The sequence below is a fragment of the Leifsonia lichenia genome, from assembly GCF_054780215.1.
Window position 1 is genome coordinate 511,220 of the sequence record NZ_BAAGWT010000001.1, and the last position, 13,989, is coordinate 525,208.

At 65.7% G+C, this 13,989-nt stretch carries 12 protein-coding genes and 3 tRNA genes; 7 read left to right on the forward strand and 8 right to left on the reverse strand.

The window, feature by feature from the left end; translation table 11 throughout:
- Positions 1 to 8 precede the first annotated feature (8 nt).
- The 3 genes from ftsH to tilS form a co-directional block, all read right to left on the reverse strand.
- Positions 9 to 2,015, reverse strand: a complete 2,007-nt coding sequence (gene ftsH, locus ACYVGI_RS02425; RefSeq protein WP_460631065.1) for an ATP-dependent zinc metalloprotease FtsH — start codon at positions 2,013 to 2,015, stop codon at positions 9 to 11.
- Positions 2,016 to 2,111: 96 nt separating this feature from the next.
- Positions 2,112 to 2,663: a hypoxanthine phosphoribosyltransferase gene (hpt, locus tag ACYVGI_RS02430; RefSeq protein WP_055899140.1), complete on the reverse strand. Its 552-nt coding sequence runs from the start codon at positions 2,661 to 2,663 to the stop codon at positions 2,112 to 2,114.
- Positions 2,664 to 2,679: 16 nt separating this feature from the next.
- Positions 2,680 to 3,756 (reverse strand): tRNA lysidine(34) synthetase TilS, encoded by a 1,077-nt coding sequence (gene tilS / locus ACYVGI_RS02435; protein WP_460631066.1) that lies wholly within the window; start codon positions 3,754 to 3,756, stop codon positions 2,680 to 2,682.
- An 11-nt stretch (positions 3,757 to 3,767) separates the two neighbouring features.
- Between tilS and ppa the strand changes: the two genes are divergently transcribed.
- Entirely contained in the window at positions 3,768 to 4,292 is a 525-nt protein-coding gene (gene ppa, locus ACYVGI_RS02440) for an inorganic diphosphatase (protein WP_460631475.1), read from the forward strand.
- Positions 4,293 to 4,393: 101 nt separating this feature from the next.
- Here ppa and ACYVGI_RS02445 read toward each other — a convergent pair whose 3' ends face one another.
- Positions 4,394 to 5,710: a C40 family peptidase gene (locus ACYVGI_RS02445; protein WP_460631067.1), complete on the reverse strand. Its 1,317-nt coding sequence runs from the start codon at positions 5,708 to 5,710 to the stop codon at positions 4,394 to 4,396.
- Entirely contained in the window at positions 5,703 to 6,989 is a 1,287-nt protein-coding gene (locus ACYVGI_RS02450; protein ID WP_460631068.1) for a peptidoglycan DD-metalloendopeptidase family protein, read from the reverse strand. The genes ACYVGI_RS02445 and ACYVGI_RS02450 overlap by 8 nt, the downstream gene beginning before the upstream one ends.
- A 402-nt stretch (positions 6,990 to 7,391) precedes the next feature.
- Between ACYVGI_RS02450 and ACYVGI_RS02455 the strand changes: the two genes are divergently transcribed.
- The 3 genes from ACYVGI_RS02455 (at position 7,392) to ACYVGI_RS02465 (ending at position 7,728) form a co-directional block, all read left to right on the forward strand.
- Positions 7,392 to 7,464 (forward strand) — tRNA-Glu (locus ACYVGI_RS02455).
- A 51-nt stretch (positions 7,465 to 7,515) separates the two neighbouring features.
- Positions 7,516 to 7,592, forward strand: a tRNA-Asp gene (locus ACYVGI_RS02460).
- Positions 7,593 to 7,655: 63 nt separating this feature from the next.
- A tRNA-Phe gene (locus ACYVGI_RS02465) sits at positions 7,656 to 7,728 on the forward strand.
- Here the strand turns inward: ACYVGI_RS02465 and ACYVGI_RS02470 are convergent.
- Positions 7,702 to 8,442 carry a tyrosine-type recombinase/integrase gene (locus ACYVGI_RS02470; protein ID WP_460631069.1) on the reverse strand — a complete coding sequence of 247 codons (741 nt, stop codon included), beginning with the start codon at positions 8,440 to 8,442 and terminating at the stop codon, positions 7,702 to 7,704. The genes ACYVGI_RS02465 and ACYVGI_RS02470 overlap by 27 nt on opposite strands.
- Before the next feature lie 386 nt (positions 8,443 to 8,828).
- On the opposite strand from ACYVGI_RS02470, the gene ACYVGI_RS02475 reads away from it, so the two are divergent.
- The 3 genes from ACYVGI_RS02475 to ACYVGI_RS02485 all read left to right on the forward strand — a co-directional run bounded on the left by ACYVGI_RS02475 (position 8,829) and on the right by ACYVGI_RS02485 (position 11,927).
- Positions 8,829 to 9,245: a helix-turn-helix domain-containing protein gene (locus ACYVGI_RS02475; RefSeq protein WP_460631070.1), complete on the forward strand. Its 417-nt coding sequence runs from the start codon at positions 8,829 to 8,831 to the stop codon at positions 9,243 to 9,245.
- 1,051 nt (positions 9,246 to 10,296) lie between these two features.
- Positions 10,297 to 11,427 (forward strand): DUF262 domain-containing protein, encoded by a 1,131-nt coding sequence (locus ACYVGI_RS02480; RefSeq protein ID WP_460631071.1) that lies wholly within the window; start codon positions 10,297 to 10,299, stop codon positions 11,425 to 11,427.
- Positions 11,427 to 11,927, forward strand: coding sequence for a HEPN domain-containing protein (locus tag ACYVGI_RS02485; RefSeq protein ID WP_460631072.1), 501 nt, complete (start codon positions 11,427 to 11,429; stop codon positions 11,925 to 11,927). Before ACYVGI_RS02480 ends, ACYVGI_RS02485 begins: the two co-directional genes overlap by 1 nt.
- Before the next feature lie 187 nt (positions 11,928 to 12,114).
- On the opposite strand, the gene ACYVGI_RS02490 is transcribed toward ACYVGI_RS02485, so the two are convergent.
- Both ACYVGI_RS02490 and ACYVGI_RS02495 read right to left on the reverse strand, forming a co-directional pair.
- Positions 12,115 to 13,059, reverse strand: a complete 945-nt coding sequence (locus ACYVGI_RS02490) for an HAD family hydrolase (protein ID WP_460631073.1) — start codon at positions 13,057 to 13,059, stop codon at positions 12,115 to 12,117.
- Positions 13,056 to 13,955 (reverse strand): formylglycine-generating enzyme family protein, encoded by a 900-nt coding sequence (locus ACYVGI_RS02495; protein ID WP_460631476.1) that lies wholly within the window; start codon positions 13,953 to 13,955, stop codon positions 13,056 to 13,058. The genes ACYVGI_RS02490 and ACYVGI_RS02495 overlap by 4 nt, the downstream gene beginning before the upstream one ends.
- Positions 13,956 to 13,989: the final 34 nt, after the last annotated feature.

The window sequence follows — 13,989 nt, forward strand, 5'->3', positions numbered from 1 at the left end:
CCCCGGCTCTACGCGGTGGCCGGACGCGGCTTGCGAACGGGTGCGCGCTTCGGCTTCGACGGCGGCTCGGAGTCGACGCCTCCGTCGACAGCGCCGGAGTCGATCGGCGCCTTGGCCTTCGGGTAGTCGATGGGAGGCAGGTCGGAGATCGGCCGCTTGTCGCTGGAGAGCCACTGGGGGCGCTCCGGCAGCTTCACGACGTCTTCGAAGATCTCGGCGATCTGGTTGTGATCGAGGGTCTCCTGCTCGAGCAGTGCCGCAGCGAGCCTGTCGAGGACCGCGCGGTTCTCGTTGATGACCTGCCAGGCCTCGTCGTGCGCTTTCTCGATGAGGGTGCGCACCTCGGCGTCGACCTGCTCGGCGATCCGCTCGGAGTAGTCGCGCTGGTGACCCATGTCGCGGCCGAGGAACATCTCGCCGTTGGCCTGCCCGAGCTTGACGGAGCCGATGTCGGCGCTCATGCCGTACTCGGTGACCATCTTGCGGGCGATGGAGGTGGCCTTCTCGATGTCGTTGGAGGCGCCGGTGGTCGGGTCGTGGAACACGATCTCCTCGGCGACGCGACCGCCCATGGCGTACGCGAGCTGGTCGAGCAGCTCGTTGCGCGTGACGGAGTACTTGTCCTCCAGCGGCATGACCATCGTGTAACCGAGGGCACGGCCGCGCGGAAGGATCGTGATCTTGGTCACGGGGTCGGTGTGGCGCATCGCAGCGGCGGCGAGAGCGTGACCGCCCTCGTGGTACGCCGTGATCAGCTTCTCCTGGTCCTTCATGACGCGGGTGCGCTTCTGCGGGCCGGCGATCACGCGGTCGACGGCCTCATCCAGGGCACGGTTGTCGATGAGCTGAGCGTTGGAGCGGGCGGTGAGCAGCGCGGCCTCGTTGAGGACGTTGGCCAGGTCGGCGCCCGTGAAGCCCGGCGTCTTGCGCGCCAGCACTTCGAGGTCGACGGATGCGGCGAGCGGCTTGCCGCGGCCGTGCACCTCGAGGATCTTCTTGCGTCCCACCATGTCCGGCGCGTCCACGCCGATCTGGCGGTCGAAGCGACCAGGGCGCAGCAGCGCTGGGTCGAGGATGTCCGGGCGGTTCGTGGCGGCGATCAGGATGACGTTGGTCTTCGGGTCGAAGCCGTCCATCTCGACCAGGAGCTGGTTGAGGGTCTGCTCGCGCTCGTCGTGTCCACCGCCGAGGCCCGCGCCACGGTGACGGCCGACGGCGTCGATCTCGTCCACGAAGATGATGGCAGGGGCGTTCTCCTTGGCCTGCTGGAACAGGTCGCGGACGCGGCTCGCGCCGACGCCGACGAACATCTCGACGAAGTCGGAACCGGAGATCGAGTAGAACGGCACGCCGGCCTCACCCGCGACAGCGCGGGCGAGCAGCGTCTTGCCCGTTCCTGGAGGGCCGTACAGCAGCACACCCTTGGGGATGCGGGCACCGACAGCCTGGAACTTGGCGGGCTCCTTGAGGAAGTCCTTGATCTCCTCGAGCTCCTCGATGGCCTCGTCGGAGCCTGCGACGTCGTCGAAGGTGACCTTGGGGCTCTCCTTCGTGACCAGCTTGGCCCGAGACTTGCCGAACTGCATGACCTTGTTGCCGCCGCCCTGCATCCCGGACAGCATGATCCAGAAGAACACGCCGATCAGCAGGACGGGGATGAGGAAGCCGAGCGCGGAGAGCAGCCAGTTGGGCTGCGGAACCTCGTCGTCGTAGCCCTTGGGCAGGTTGGCGTCGTCGACCGCCTTGACCACATCCGGGCCGCGCGGGGTGACGTAGTAGAACTGCACCTGGTTGCCGAGCGTCTTGTCGGCGGTGGTGAGCGTCAGGTCGACGCGATTCTCACCGTCCACGATCTTCGCGCTCGAGACCTTGTCGTCGTGCAGGAGCTCGAGGCCCTTCTGCGTCGACACTGCCTTGAAGCCCGACATGGTGATCAGGCTCGAGCCGATCCACACTGCGACGATGGCTAGCACGATGTAGAGAATCGGCCCGCGGAAGATCTTCTTGACGTTCATGGTGCAGCCAGAGTACCGCCACGGGACTGTGCGCCGCCTGCGTGTTCGCTCTGGGCGCGCCGGGCGTTCCTGCCGCCCGCGATCCGCGCTCCGGGATCAGCTGTAGACGGAGGGCGCGAGAATGCCGACGCCCCGCAGATTGCGGTACTTCTCGGCGTAGTCGAGGCCGTAGCCGACGACGAACTGGTTGGGGATCTCGAATCCGACGTACTTCACGTCGATCTCGACCCGAGCAGCCTCCGGCTTGCGCAGCAGGGTGCAGATCTCGATGGACTCCGGGCCGCGCGAGCGCAGGTTGGCCAGCAGCCAGGACAGGGTGAGGCCGGAGTCGATGATGTCCTCGACGATCAGCACGGTCTTGCCGTCCAGGTCGGTGTCCAGGTCTTTCAGGATGCGCACGACGCCGCTCGACGCCGTGCCGCTTCCGTAGGAGCTCACGGCCATCCAGTCCATCGTGACCGGGATCTTCAGCTCACGGGCCAGGTCGGCCATGACCATGACCGCGCCCTTCAGCACGCCGATCAGCAGGACGTCCTTGCCCGCGTAGTCGCGCTCGATCTCGCGGCAGAGCTCCGCGATGCGGGAGCGGATCTGCTCCTCGGTGATGAGAATCTCGGTCAGGTCGTCGTGAACGTCCGTGAGTTCCATGAGGGAGGTGCTGTCCTTAAGAGTTGGGGGAAAACATGAGCAGCCCGTTCTGCCTGACAACTCTAACGCCTGGCAGGCTGAGCGGACCCTGGCCGTGCCAGTCGGTGATCAGCTCGGCGACGGCCAGCGTCTGCGTGCGGCTGAGCGAGACGCCGAACTCGGCTGAGACCACCAGGCGGATGATCCTCTGGCGAAGCGCGGCAGGGTCGGCGGCGAGCCCGCGGACGTCGAGCGCGACCGCGCCGTCGTCGGTCTGAGTGACGAGTTCGAGCGCCCAGTCGAGGGCGAGGCCGTTGAGCGCCTCGTCGTCCTCCCGCAGTTGTCCGGCGGTGCGGGCCAGCGCCTCGGCGATGCCGGGGCCGAGCTCGCGCTCCAGAACCGGCAGCACGGCCGTGCGCACGCGCACCCGCGCATAGGAGGGGTCGTCGTTGTGCGGGTCGTCCCACGGCGTGATGCCGCTGTCGGCGCAGAAGGCTCGCGTTGACGCCCTCCGCAGCCCGAGGAACGGGCGCAGCAGCGTTCCGGTGTCCTGCGCCATGCCCTGCAGGCTGGTCGGACCCGAGCCGCGGGCGAGCCCGAGCAGAACGGTCTCCGCCTGGTCGTCCAGGGTGTGGGCCAGCAGGACGCGCTGGGCTCCCGTCGCCGCACGGGCGCGGTCGAAGGCGGCGTGGCGGGCCTGGCGGGCGGCGGCCTCCGGGCCGGAGCTCTGCGCATCCACTGTCACGGTCTCCACGATGACGGGGTCGAGGCCGAAGGCCGTCGCCTGCTCCGCTGCGCGGGCGGCGACGTCGGCCGAGCCCTCCTGCAGCCCGTGGTCCACGATCACGGCGCCCGCGCGGAAACCGGCGCGCGGCGCCTCGAACGCGGTCGCCGCTGCGAGCGCCAGCGAGTCCGCTCCCCCGCTCAGGCCGACCAGCAGCAGCGCGTCCTCAGTCAGTGGATGCGGCCTGGCCGGCCCGTGATCGTCGTGCGCGTCCGGGGCCTCCAGGGCAGCCGCCGCGGCGATGGCGGCGCGCACGGCACGGCGCGCATCCGCGATCGGAGGGGTGAGACGGGGGCGGCGTTCGGCGTCTGGTGAACCGTTGAGGTGCATCCAGTAACGTTATTGCAGACTTTTCGACACAAGGAGAGAACACTATGGCCGAATACGATGCCGTCATCGAAATCCCCAAGGGGAGCCGCAACAAGTACGAGGTAGACCACAAGACCGGCCGGGTGTACCTCGACCGTGTGCTGTTCACGGGCTTCGTCTACCCGACCGACTACGGGTACTTCGAGAACACGCTCGGCCTCGACGGCGACCCCGTCGACGTGCTGGTGCTGCTCGAGTACCCGGTGTTCCCCGGTGTCGGCGTGAAGGTGCGCCCGGTCGGCGTGCTCAACATGAGCGACGAGGCCGGCAGCGACGCCAAGGTGATCGCGGTGCCGCACAAGGACCCGCGCTGGGCGCACATCCAGGACGTGAACGACATCCCGGAGGCCACCCGCAAGGAGATCCAGCACTTCTTCGAGCACTACAAAGACCTGGAGCCCGGCAAGTGGGTCAAGGTCGAGGCCTGGGGCGACGCCGCCGAGGCCAACGCCATTATCGAGGCCGGCTTCACGAAGCTCGCCGAAGAGGGCCACTAGCCCTAGCCGCCACCCAGCCCGACGCCATCGAGCCCAGGGTTTTTCACCGTATTCGCGCGGAATACGGTGAAAAACCCTGGGCTCGATTGCTTGGGGGGGGGTCAGGCGCTGGGGCGGGCGACCTGGTACCAGGGGGAGCCCCAGACGGACTGGATTTTGACGACGTCGCCCTCGGTGGGGGCGGCGATCATCATGCCGCCGCCGATGTAGATGCCGACGTGGTAGAAGTCGCCGGGAGCGTCGCCCCAGAAGATGAGGTCGCCTGCCTGCTTCTGGTTGTACGAGACGAGCTGGCCGCGGTTGGCCGCCGTGTAGTACTGGTTGTTGACCGAGTGGCTGCCGATGTAGACGCCGGCGTAGCCGTACGCCTTCATGGTCAGACCGGAGCAGTCGTAGCCGACGGGGCCCTCGCCGCCGAAGATGTACGGCTTGCCGAGCTGGGCGCGCGCGTACGCGATCGCCGTGTCGACCACGTTGCCGTTCGGCGGGGCGACAGGGCCACCCCCTCCACCGCCGCCGCTGGGCGCCGTGCCTCCGCCGCCGGAACCGCCGCTGTTACCGCCCCCCGCGTTCTGCGCGGCTTCCTGTTGGCGGCGACGCTCGGCCTCCGCCGCGGCGGCCGCGGCTGCTGCCTGCGCCGCGCGGACCTGCTCGCCTTGAAGGTATGCCGCCTCGGTCTGGGTCGACGTGTTCTTCAGCGTCGCGAGCTGGGCGACCAGTTCGGTGGACTTGCTCTGCTGGGTGGCGAGGGCGGCCTGCGCCTGGCTCTGCGCATCCTGAGCCGCCTTGAGGGCGTCGTCGGCCTTGCTCGCGAGCGACTGGCGCTCGGTCTTGGCGACCTTCGCCTGCGCGGTCAGCGACTCGGCGTTGTTCTTGTCTTTCGTGGCCTGGTCGTAGACGTCCTTCGACTGGGCGGTGAGCTTGCTCATCGTGCCGAGCTGGTACAGCAGCTTGTCGGCCGCGGAGCCGGAGCCGCCGCCCTTCAGCATCAGGTCCACGGAGAGGTCTCCCCCTCCGCCCGACTTCGCCAGGTGCGAGGCGAGGAGGCCGGCACGCATCTGCGAGGTCTTGGCCTTCTCCGCCGCCGCGGACGCCTGCTTCTGCAGGTCGGCTTCCTTCTTGGTGGCGGCGTCCAGGGCGTCCTTCGCCTGGAAGTACGCCTCGGCGGCCTTCTCGGAGGCGACGCGGGCCGCATCCACTGTCGACTGCAGGCCGGAGATCAACTGGGTGATGTTGTCGATCATCGCCTGCTGGTTCTGGACGTTCGCCTTGGCCTGCTGCACGTCGTTCCACGACGGGTAGTCGTCGGCGAACGCCGGGGGCGTGATGACGCCGATGGATGCGGTCACCACACCCATCACGCCCGCGCCGATCATGACGCCGGGGCGAACCCGCGGCCTGTCGTTCTGGCTAGCCAAGTGGTGCCTGCCTTTCCCTCATGAACGGGATCCCGTCGATCTTCACACCGTTGATGCGCACCTCGTAGTGCAGGTGGCATCCGGTGGATGCGCCGGTCGTTCCGACGCGCGCGATCGGCTGGCCGGCACTGACCGACTGGCCGATGCCGACGAGGATCCCTCCGTTGCGGATGTGCGCATAGCCTGTCTGCACACCGCTTCCGTGGTTGATCAGGACGAAGTTGCCGTACGAGCCGTTGGGGCCCGCGTACTCGACGACGCCGGGATATGCGGCGTAGATGGGCGAGTTGCATCCCGCCCCGATGTCGATGCCCTGGTGGTATGTGCTGCCGACGCCGCCGGGCGACGGACGCGAGCCGAACCCGTCGGTGATCGGGCCTGCCGCGGGGACGGCCCAGCCCTGCGGGCCGACGTAGCCGCCGGGAAGTCCGCCGGAGCCCTGGGCTGCTGCTGCAGCGGCCGCCGCGGCGACCCCGGCCTCGTAGCCGCCGACCGTCTTGGTGACCGTGTCGCGCAGCGCCGCCAACTGGGCCTGCATGACGACGATCTGCTTCTGCTGCTCCGCGAGCTTGTCCTGCGCCGCCTTCGCCGCCTCGGCCGCCGCCTTCAGCGCCGCCTCCGCCGCGATCCGCAGCTTCTCGCGCTCGGCCTTCGCGACCACGGCCTGCGCCGCGAGCGCCTTCGCCGTGTTCTGCGCCGTCTTGGCGTCTGTGTACACCTGGTTCGACTGCTCGACCAGCTTGGACATGCTGCCGAGGTCGGAGAGCAGCTTGTCCGGGCTGGTGCTGGATGCGCCGTTGCCGCTCAGGAACAGGTTGGCTGTGAGGTTGCGTCCACCCGTGCGGTAGAGCTGGGCGGCGAGCTTGCCCGCCTGCACACTGGCGTCGTCGGCCTTCTTCTGGCTCTCGTCCGCCTGCTTCTGGATCAGCTCGGCTTCGATGTTGGCCTTGTCGAACGCGGCCTCTGCCGCCTGCAGCTCCTCGCCGCGCTTGACGGCCTCCGCCTGGGTCGCAGCCACCTCGCCCTTGAGCTGGCTGATGAGCCCGTTGATCTTGTCGACCTGCGCGGCGGCGGCGCCCGCGTTGGCCTTGGCGTTCTGCACGTCCTGCCAGCTCGGATACTGGTCGGCGTACGCGGGGGCGGCGACCGCTCCGACCGCGAAGACAGTGGCGACTCCGACCGCGGCGACGAGCGCCCGCATCCTGCGCCTGAGCACGCCTGCACGCCCGGCGGCGGGGGCTCGTCGGGCGGTGGGGGAGACCGGTTCAGTGCGCTTCATCGTTTCCTCGAACCCGTTCGCTCGTGCTCGCTTGAGTCACATGAGTCACACGGGTCCCGTTGTCAACGTGTGCAACTTTAGCAACAAGGCCTCGGAGCCCAGGGTCGGTGGGCCTGAGAGGCGGCGAAGCTGCGATGACGACGGGGGCGGCGCGCGACTGCACGGACAGCCCGGGCGGCCGTCGACAGCGAATCTAACCCGCGATCGAGAGGAAATCGTGACCATTCGCTGGCTGGTCGGGAGTTGAGCTTTTGTGCCGTTTTGGTGGGCGGTGAACCGGGCTTCCGCATCCGGAATCGTCGGACCCGCCCGGGATGCACGCCGGATTCGCTTTTGCCCACGGGTTTCCGTATGCTTGTTCGTCGGTGGTCATCGGAAAGTGAAAGCGATCCGAGACATTCCGGCCCCATCGTTTAGCGGCCTAGGACACCGCCCTTTCACGGCGGCAGCACGGGTTCGAATCCCGTTGGGGTCACTGTCCGTTGAAGGTAACGGCGTCCTATATAATTGAATAGCTTCACATTGAGGCCCTGTAGCGCAGTTGGTTAGCGTGCCGCCCTGTCACGGCGGAGGTCGCGGGTTCAAGTCCCGTCAGGGTCGCCACGACGAGAAGCCCTTCCACATCGGAAGGGCTTCCGTCTAGAGGCGGCGAATGTCACCTCGAGAGGCTCTGTAGCTCAGTTGGTAGAGCGTTCGACTGAAAATCGAAAGGTCACCGGATCGATGCCGGTCGGAGCCACTTTAAAAAATCCAGGTCAGGCCTGATTTCTGCGGGAAATTCACCTCCCCCAGAATGACCTACCGACTGGGCGTCGTAGAACCGAGACAGCGGTTCAACTCCACGACGTGCAGCCAGATGACGAGTGTCCGCGTAGAGCTGAGTCACGAGAAGTGACGAATGGCCGAGGATGGCTTGAACGTCCGGTGCGGGCAGTCCCGCGTCAAACAGAAACACCGCCGCCGTGTCGCGCAGGTCGTGCCAGTGCAACGGCAGCTCGTCGGAGGCGGCTGTTTTGACCTGATCGCGAATCCCGTGCGAGTTCAAAGTTCGGCTCAAGTTCTTCGAGTTCAAGAACCCTCCACGCGGGCCCGTGAATAGGTAGTCGTGCATGCCCTTGCCCGCCGCTGCCTCACGAAGGATCGGCACGAGCTGGTCGACAATTGGCATCTCTCGCTTGCGTCGGCCCTTCGTCGGTCCGATCACCACTTGGCCCGTCTCCCCCGCCGACGCCGTCCAGCTCACACTGATCGTGCGTTCGCCCCAGTTGACGTCGGAGACGCGGAGACCTGCGACCTCACCAAGCCGGCAGCCGGTGTAGACCATCGCGAGAACGAATCGGCGGTACGGACCAGCCGGCGGCAGGACTTCGAGCAGCGGTTGTATTCGTCTCGAGTGAGCGCCCGACCCGCGACGTCTCGCGATTGATCGCGTCTGCGGTCCACGCCGAGACATGGGTTACTTGCGACAAACCCGCCCTTGATGGCGACCCGATACACCGCGGACAGCACGCCCAGCGCATCCGCACGGGTCGATTCAGACCCGGACCAGTTCGCGAAGGCTTCCTCGACGTCGAGGGTTGTCACCGACGTGACGTCCCTCTCCCCGAACCAGGGAGCAACGCGAAGACGCCAGGCGTTCGCGTATGCGCGCTGAGTTCAGGGTGCGATCTTTGAAAAAATGACCGCGCGATAACGCTCATAAAGCGCGCCAACCGTCATCGGCGTCTCGCTATCGTTCGCGAACATGAACATACCCGATCGGCGTTCGCGTTCGCGGCACAAGTACGTTCGTGTTTGCGAACGCTAGCGTCTGTCCCCGACCGCCGATGCGCCGTCCGAATGACGGAATCGAACGACCGCGCAGCACTGGACCCGGAGCTGCAAGTTGATGAAGTCGATCGAAGCGACCTTGCTGAGAAACTGTCTCAGCTGAGCGAACAACTGCAGCGCGCAGCCGAACTCTTGTACAACCGCACCCGCGCTGACTCGCTGTCAGAGCGTCATTTTCACGGCGACGAGCCCGACGACTACGAACAAATCCAACTAGACCAGAAGTCTGCGGACGAGTTCCGTCGGACACTCACCACCCTTCGCGACTTCCGTCGCACGTATGGCCGTTGGGAGCGAGTCATCGCAGAGTTTGCGCTCACCAAGATGAACTACACGCAGCGCGATGCGGCGAAGCTTCTTGGCGTCGGGGTAAGCACAATCAATCGGTGGGCCCAGCATCCCCTACGGATCGACGAGCACAACTAATGACATTAGAAAACGGGGACACTTTCGATGAGTCTGCTCGACCTTCCAGTTGGCACCCAGGTCCCTCGCGCGGAGATCAACAGTCGCTATGGAGGCGGCCCTCAAGGAGGAAGCTGACGCCGGCCGGTGGCGCTCTCATGCTCCTGTATAGCGACCACTCGAGTGCCAAGACCTACGGTTACACGACGGACGGCTGGGCCGACGCTAAGCGGACCCGTTACGACTAACCGGCGAAGGTGCCGTTGGCCCGCAGTCGGTGGATCGAGGCAAGAATAGGATCCTGCTGGAGTCCATTGACTCCCGTCGGGAAGTTCACCTCTTCCGCGCGGTCGGAACCGTCCCGCATACGAGAACGCGCATTCACGAGTATCTGGCCAGTTCGAAGTCGACCCGTCTGACCCGTGGCGCCCCGAAGAAACCCTCGACCAAGAGGGGCAGCCCGCATCGCTGTGGTCTTTCAACTCCGGCGCGTAGGTGCCACCGCTTCACCGTCACCGGCGGCACAGATCGAAGCCGACCAGCCTGTGGCAACTACCGATGTCACCCCCATCGCGCGAGAATCGGCCAACAAGCTGCGCTCGAACCGCCGAGCCGTCGATCCCGTCGTCGCGGAACGACGCGAGCGACAATTCGAAGACGAAATGATTGACTGGCTACTTGCGCAGGGTCACGCCACGTCTCGGCTTCGCATTCAGATTGCCGGCGAGCTCGGACTCTGATTCCGACACCTGGATGCCCGAGCCGCGCACTCTGATCGAGGCGAAAGGAGATGCGACACGTAACGACATTCGAATGGCCGTCGCTCAGCTCCTGGACTACCGGCGCCACCCCACGCCGCCCCCACTCCGAAACACAGTCGTCGTACCGATCGCTCCCAGCCAAGACCTGCACGACTTCGTAAGGTCAGCAGGACTCTCCCTGGCTGTGTTCGACTCTCGCGGATTCACCTACCTGGTGGAATGACCACGGTTTGCATCAGCAATTGGCTGGTTTCCCGAAATCTTCTACACAGGATCAAGTAGCCAACGCGGGCGACGATAGGCTCATCGCCATGACAGACGTCGAGGATGAGCAGGAACGCCCCGCGGACGAGGAACTCCTACTGACCGATGAGGAGTTTGACGACCTCGAGACAGCGGAAGCTGTAGTCACCCCGATTAGCTACTCGGGGCAAGACTTCGACGTTGACGGCCTCGTCAGAAGACTGAACAAGAAGGACATCGTTGTTCCGAGTTTCGGACTAGAAGATGACGCGATTGAAACCGCAGGGTTTCAACGCGGTTTCGTCTGGACTCGCAAGCAGATGGACCGATTCATCGAATCTCTCTTACTTGGGTATCCGATCCCCGGTCTCTTCTTGGTGAGACAGCAAAGCGACAAGCGTTACCTTGTGCTGGACGGCCAGCAGCGCCTTAAGACGCTCCAGGCATTCAGAAAAGGGGTCCACGACTCGAAGGTATTTGCACTTGCGAATGTGGCGGACGAGTTCAAAGGCCTCACTTACGACACACTCCCCGAGCCCCTTCGGCGCACGCTTGATGACGCGTTCCTTCAGGCGACCGTCGTAAGCACAGACGGCTCCCGCCAGTCGCTCGAAGCCGTCTATCAAATCTTCGAAAGACTGAATTCCGGAGGCACCCAGCTAACTCCACACGAGATTCGGGTTGCTCTATATGCTGGCCCGCTCATCGGCGAACTCGAACGCTTGAATTCACTCGAGTCATGGCGGAAGCTCTACGGGCAAAAGAAGAATCCCCGACTCCGCGACCAGGAGCTAATCCTCCGCATCATTGCGCTCTACATTGCGCTTGACACATACTCAAGGCCCCTTAAAGGGTTCCTGAACGACTTTGCCGGCGAGCACCGGGAGCTCCCGGGCAGCGTGGTCATGCAAGCGTCCAAGCTGTTCGAACACGCCGCTGAACTTCTCGAAGCGGGCCCGGGCGCTCCCGCATTAAGAAAGGGGTCCGGGCAGGTTAATGCAGCTCAGAGCGAGGCAATTTTTGTTGGCCTCATGCACGAGCTAGCGAAGCGCGAACTTTCACCGAGTGATGTCAGCGGAGCCGTTGCTCGACTAACCTCCGACCCAGACTTCGATGCGGCCACGACAAGATCAACCGCGGACGAGTTGGTCGTGCAGTCTCGAATTCGAATTGCCAACCGGGTCTTTAGCGTAGCCTGATGGCGTGGCCAGGAGCGTGGCCGTCGTACGCCCTAGCGACATCGCGCACGCGCTTAGAGGAACTGATCGAAGAGGTCGATGCCTTGGATGTTGAGGTATCGAGTGGCACTGACCAGGCAATGTCTCGCTTCTTGGTTGTGCGGGCGTGCGGACACATCGAGTTCACGTTCGACGAGGCGTTCTGCGCATTCGCTGAAAGCAAATCGAGCCCGATCATCGCCACTTTCGTCCGTACCCAGTTCTTCAGAGGCGCGAATCCGGGACCAAAGCGGATCAGCGACACGCTTCGCAAACTTGAGCCGGTCCGAGCAGATCGCTTCGACCAATTCATTGACGACAACGACCAACGCCTAAGACGGGAACTCTCGTTCCTAGTCGATCGTCGAAACAAGATCGCTCACGGGCAAAGCGAAACGGTGCGGAAGCGACGAGCACTTGACCTAGCCGGAGTTGCTCTCGAGATCGCAGACTGGGTGGTGTACGAACTCGATCCTCGTTGAGGCTGCACAGGCTGCCACCCTCAGCGCTGCGCGCTTCGGTTGCCCCCGATTCGTTGGGCCCGGCTAGCCGCTCCCACAGAAAACCCCCGATCCCCTGCGGATGTCGGGGGTTTTTCCTTGGCTTCGGCGATCGTCGCGTGCGCCCGCCGTCATCGTCGAGTCGCTTCGCAGAGGTGAGCTGCCCGGCTCAGCTCTCCAGCGGCTCCACGAACACGGTCGCCCAGTCGTCCTTCACGCTCACCCTCGTGAATCCGGAGGCCTCCGCCTCCGCCAGCACCTGCTCAGCACCCTTCTCGTACGGCTGGTCTCCGCGGCCGCTGTCATCGTCGTGGTGCACGACGAGACTCAGCGAGCGCGGGTGCTTCTGCACGAAGCGCAGCATCGGGATGTCGCCGTTCGAGTTGCCGACCGCCAGCACGGGACGACGCCCGATGCGGCTCCAGATCCGGACGGGCTTCTCCGGGCCGTCGTCGAGGAAGCCGAACTCGGAGCCGTAACGCACGTCGTTCGTCTCCTGGTCGTAGCGCAGACCGACCGCCGAGCCGATCACGCGCTCCGGGGGGATGCCGTAGTAGTCGGCTGTCATCGGCCGCATGAAGTCGCGGTCGCCACCCGACACGATGTAGCTGGTGAATCCGCTCCCCTCCAGGTAGCGCAGCAACTCGGTCATCGGCTGGTACACCGTCTCCGAATACGCCCTTCCCAGGGTCAGGTGCTTCGCGTCGCGATAGAACGCGGCGACCGCCGCCTGATAGTCGTGGACGCTCTCATCCAGGGTGGTGCCGAGCAGCGCCGCGATGATGGTGTGCAGGTCGGAGTCGTCCCCCGCGTAGTGCTTGTCGATCGCGGCGCCGAGCCACGCGAAGTCGCCGGTCACGGCCGCCCGGTATGGCTGTTCAGCCGCCAGCGACGGGTCGGCCCTGGCCTCCGCCGCCCAGTTCTCCACGATGTAGTGGAGCTGGGTGGGCATCGGCTTCTCCGTCCACAGCGTGCCGTCGTTGTCGAAGACAGCCACGCGCTCCTCCTCGGGGATCGCATCGGGGCCACTGGTGACCGCATCCACGAATTCGGTGATCGCGCTCAGCGTGCCGCCGTCGCGCCACGAAGGAAGACGCCCTGTGGATGCGGTCATGCCGTCACACTCCTCACAATTCGGAACCCGATGTGGCTCATCCCCGTGTCGATCATCTGCGCCCGGCGCGCGGCCGGGCGGTAGCGCCGGCAGTAGCTGTCGGCGCAGAGGAACGATCCGCCCTTGACCGTCTTGCGCGGCACGGCGAACTGCTCGGCAGGGTTGATGCTGCCGTCCCTGGTGCCGCCGGACGGGTTCGAGGGAGCACAGCATCCGGTGTCGCCGTCGAACCCCTCGTACCAGTCGGACGTCCACTCCCAGACGTTGCCCGCCATGTCGTAGAGGCCGTAGCCGTTGGCGGGGAACGAGCCGACGGGGGCCGTCGATCCGTAGCCGGAGACCGCGCGCCACGGGAAGTCACCGTGCCAGTAGTTCGCTCGGGCTTCGCCGGGCGCCTCCGGATCGTCGCCCCAGGTGAAGCTGGCGCCGTTCAGCCCGCCCCGCGCGGCGAACTCCCATTCCGCCTCGGTCGGCAGCCGCGCGCCGACCCACACCGCGTACGCCTCCGCGTCCTCGTACGCGAGATGCACGACGGGATGTTCTGCCCTGTTCCCGATGCTCGACCCCGGCCCGAACGGTCGCCGCCAGTTCGCGCCTGGCGTCCACGCCCACCACTGGCTCAGGTGCCGGAGGTCCACCGGCCCCGGCGTCCCCGTGAACACCATCGACCCCGGCACGAGGTTCTCGGCGGGTGCGCCGGGGAAGTCGGCGGGGTCGAGCGGGCGCTCGGCGACCGTCCGGTAACCGGTCGCGCGTGCGAAGGCCGCGTACTCGCGGTTGGTCACCGCGGTCGGGCTGATCCAGAACCCGTCGACGGAGACCCTGTGGGATGGGGCTTCCTCCGGGTAGTGCTCGTCCGACCCCATCCGATATTCGCCGCCGGTGACCAGCACCAGCCCGTCGACGGTGGCCGCAGCGTCCTGAATGCTC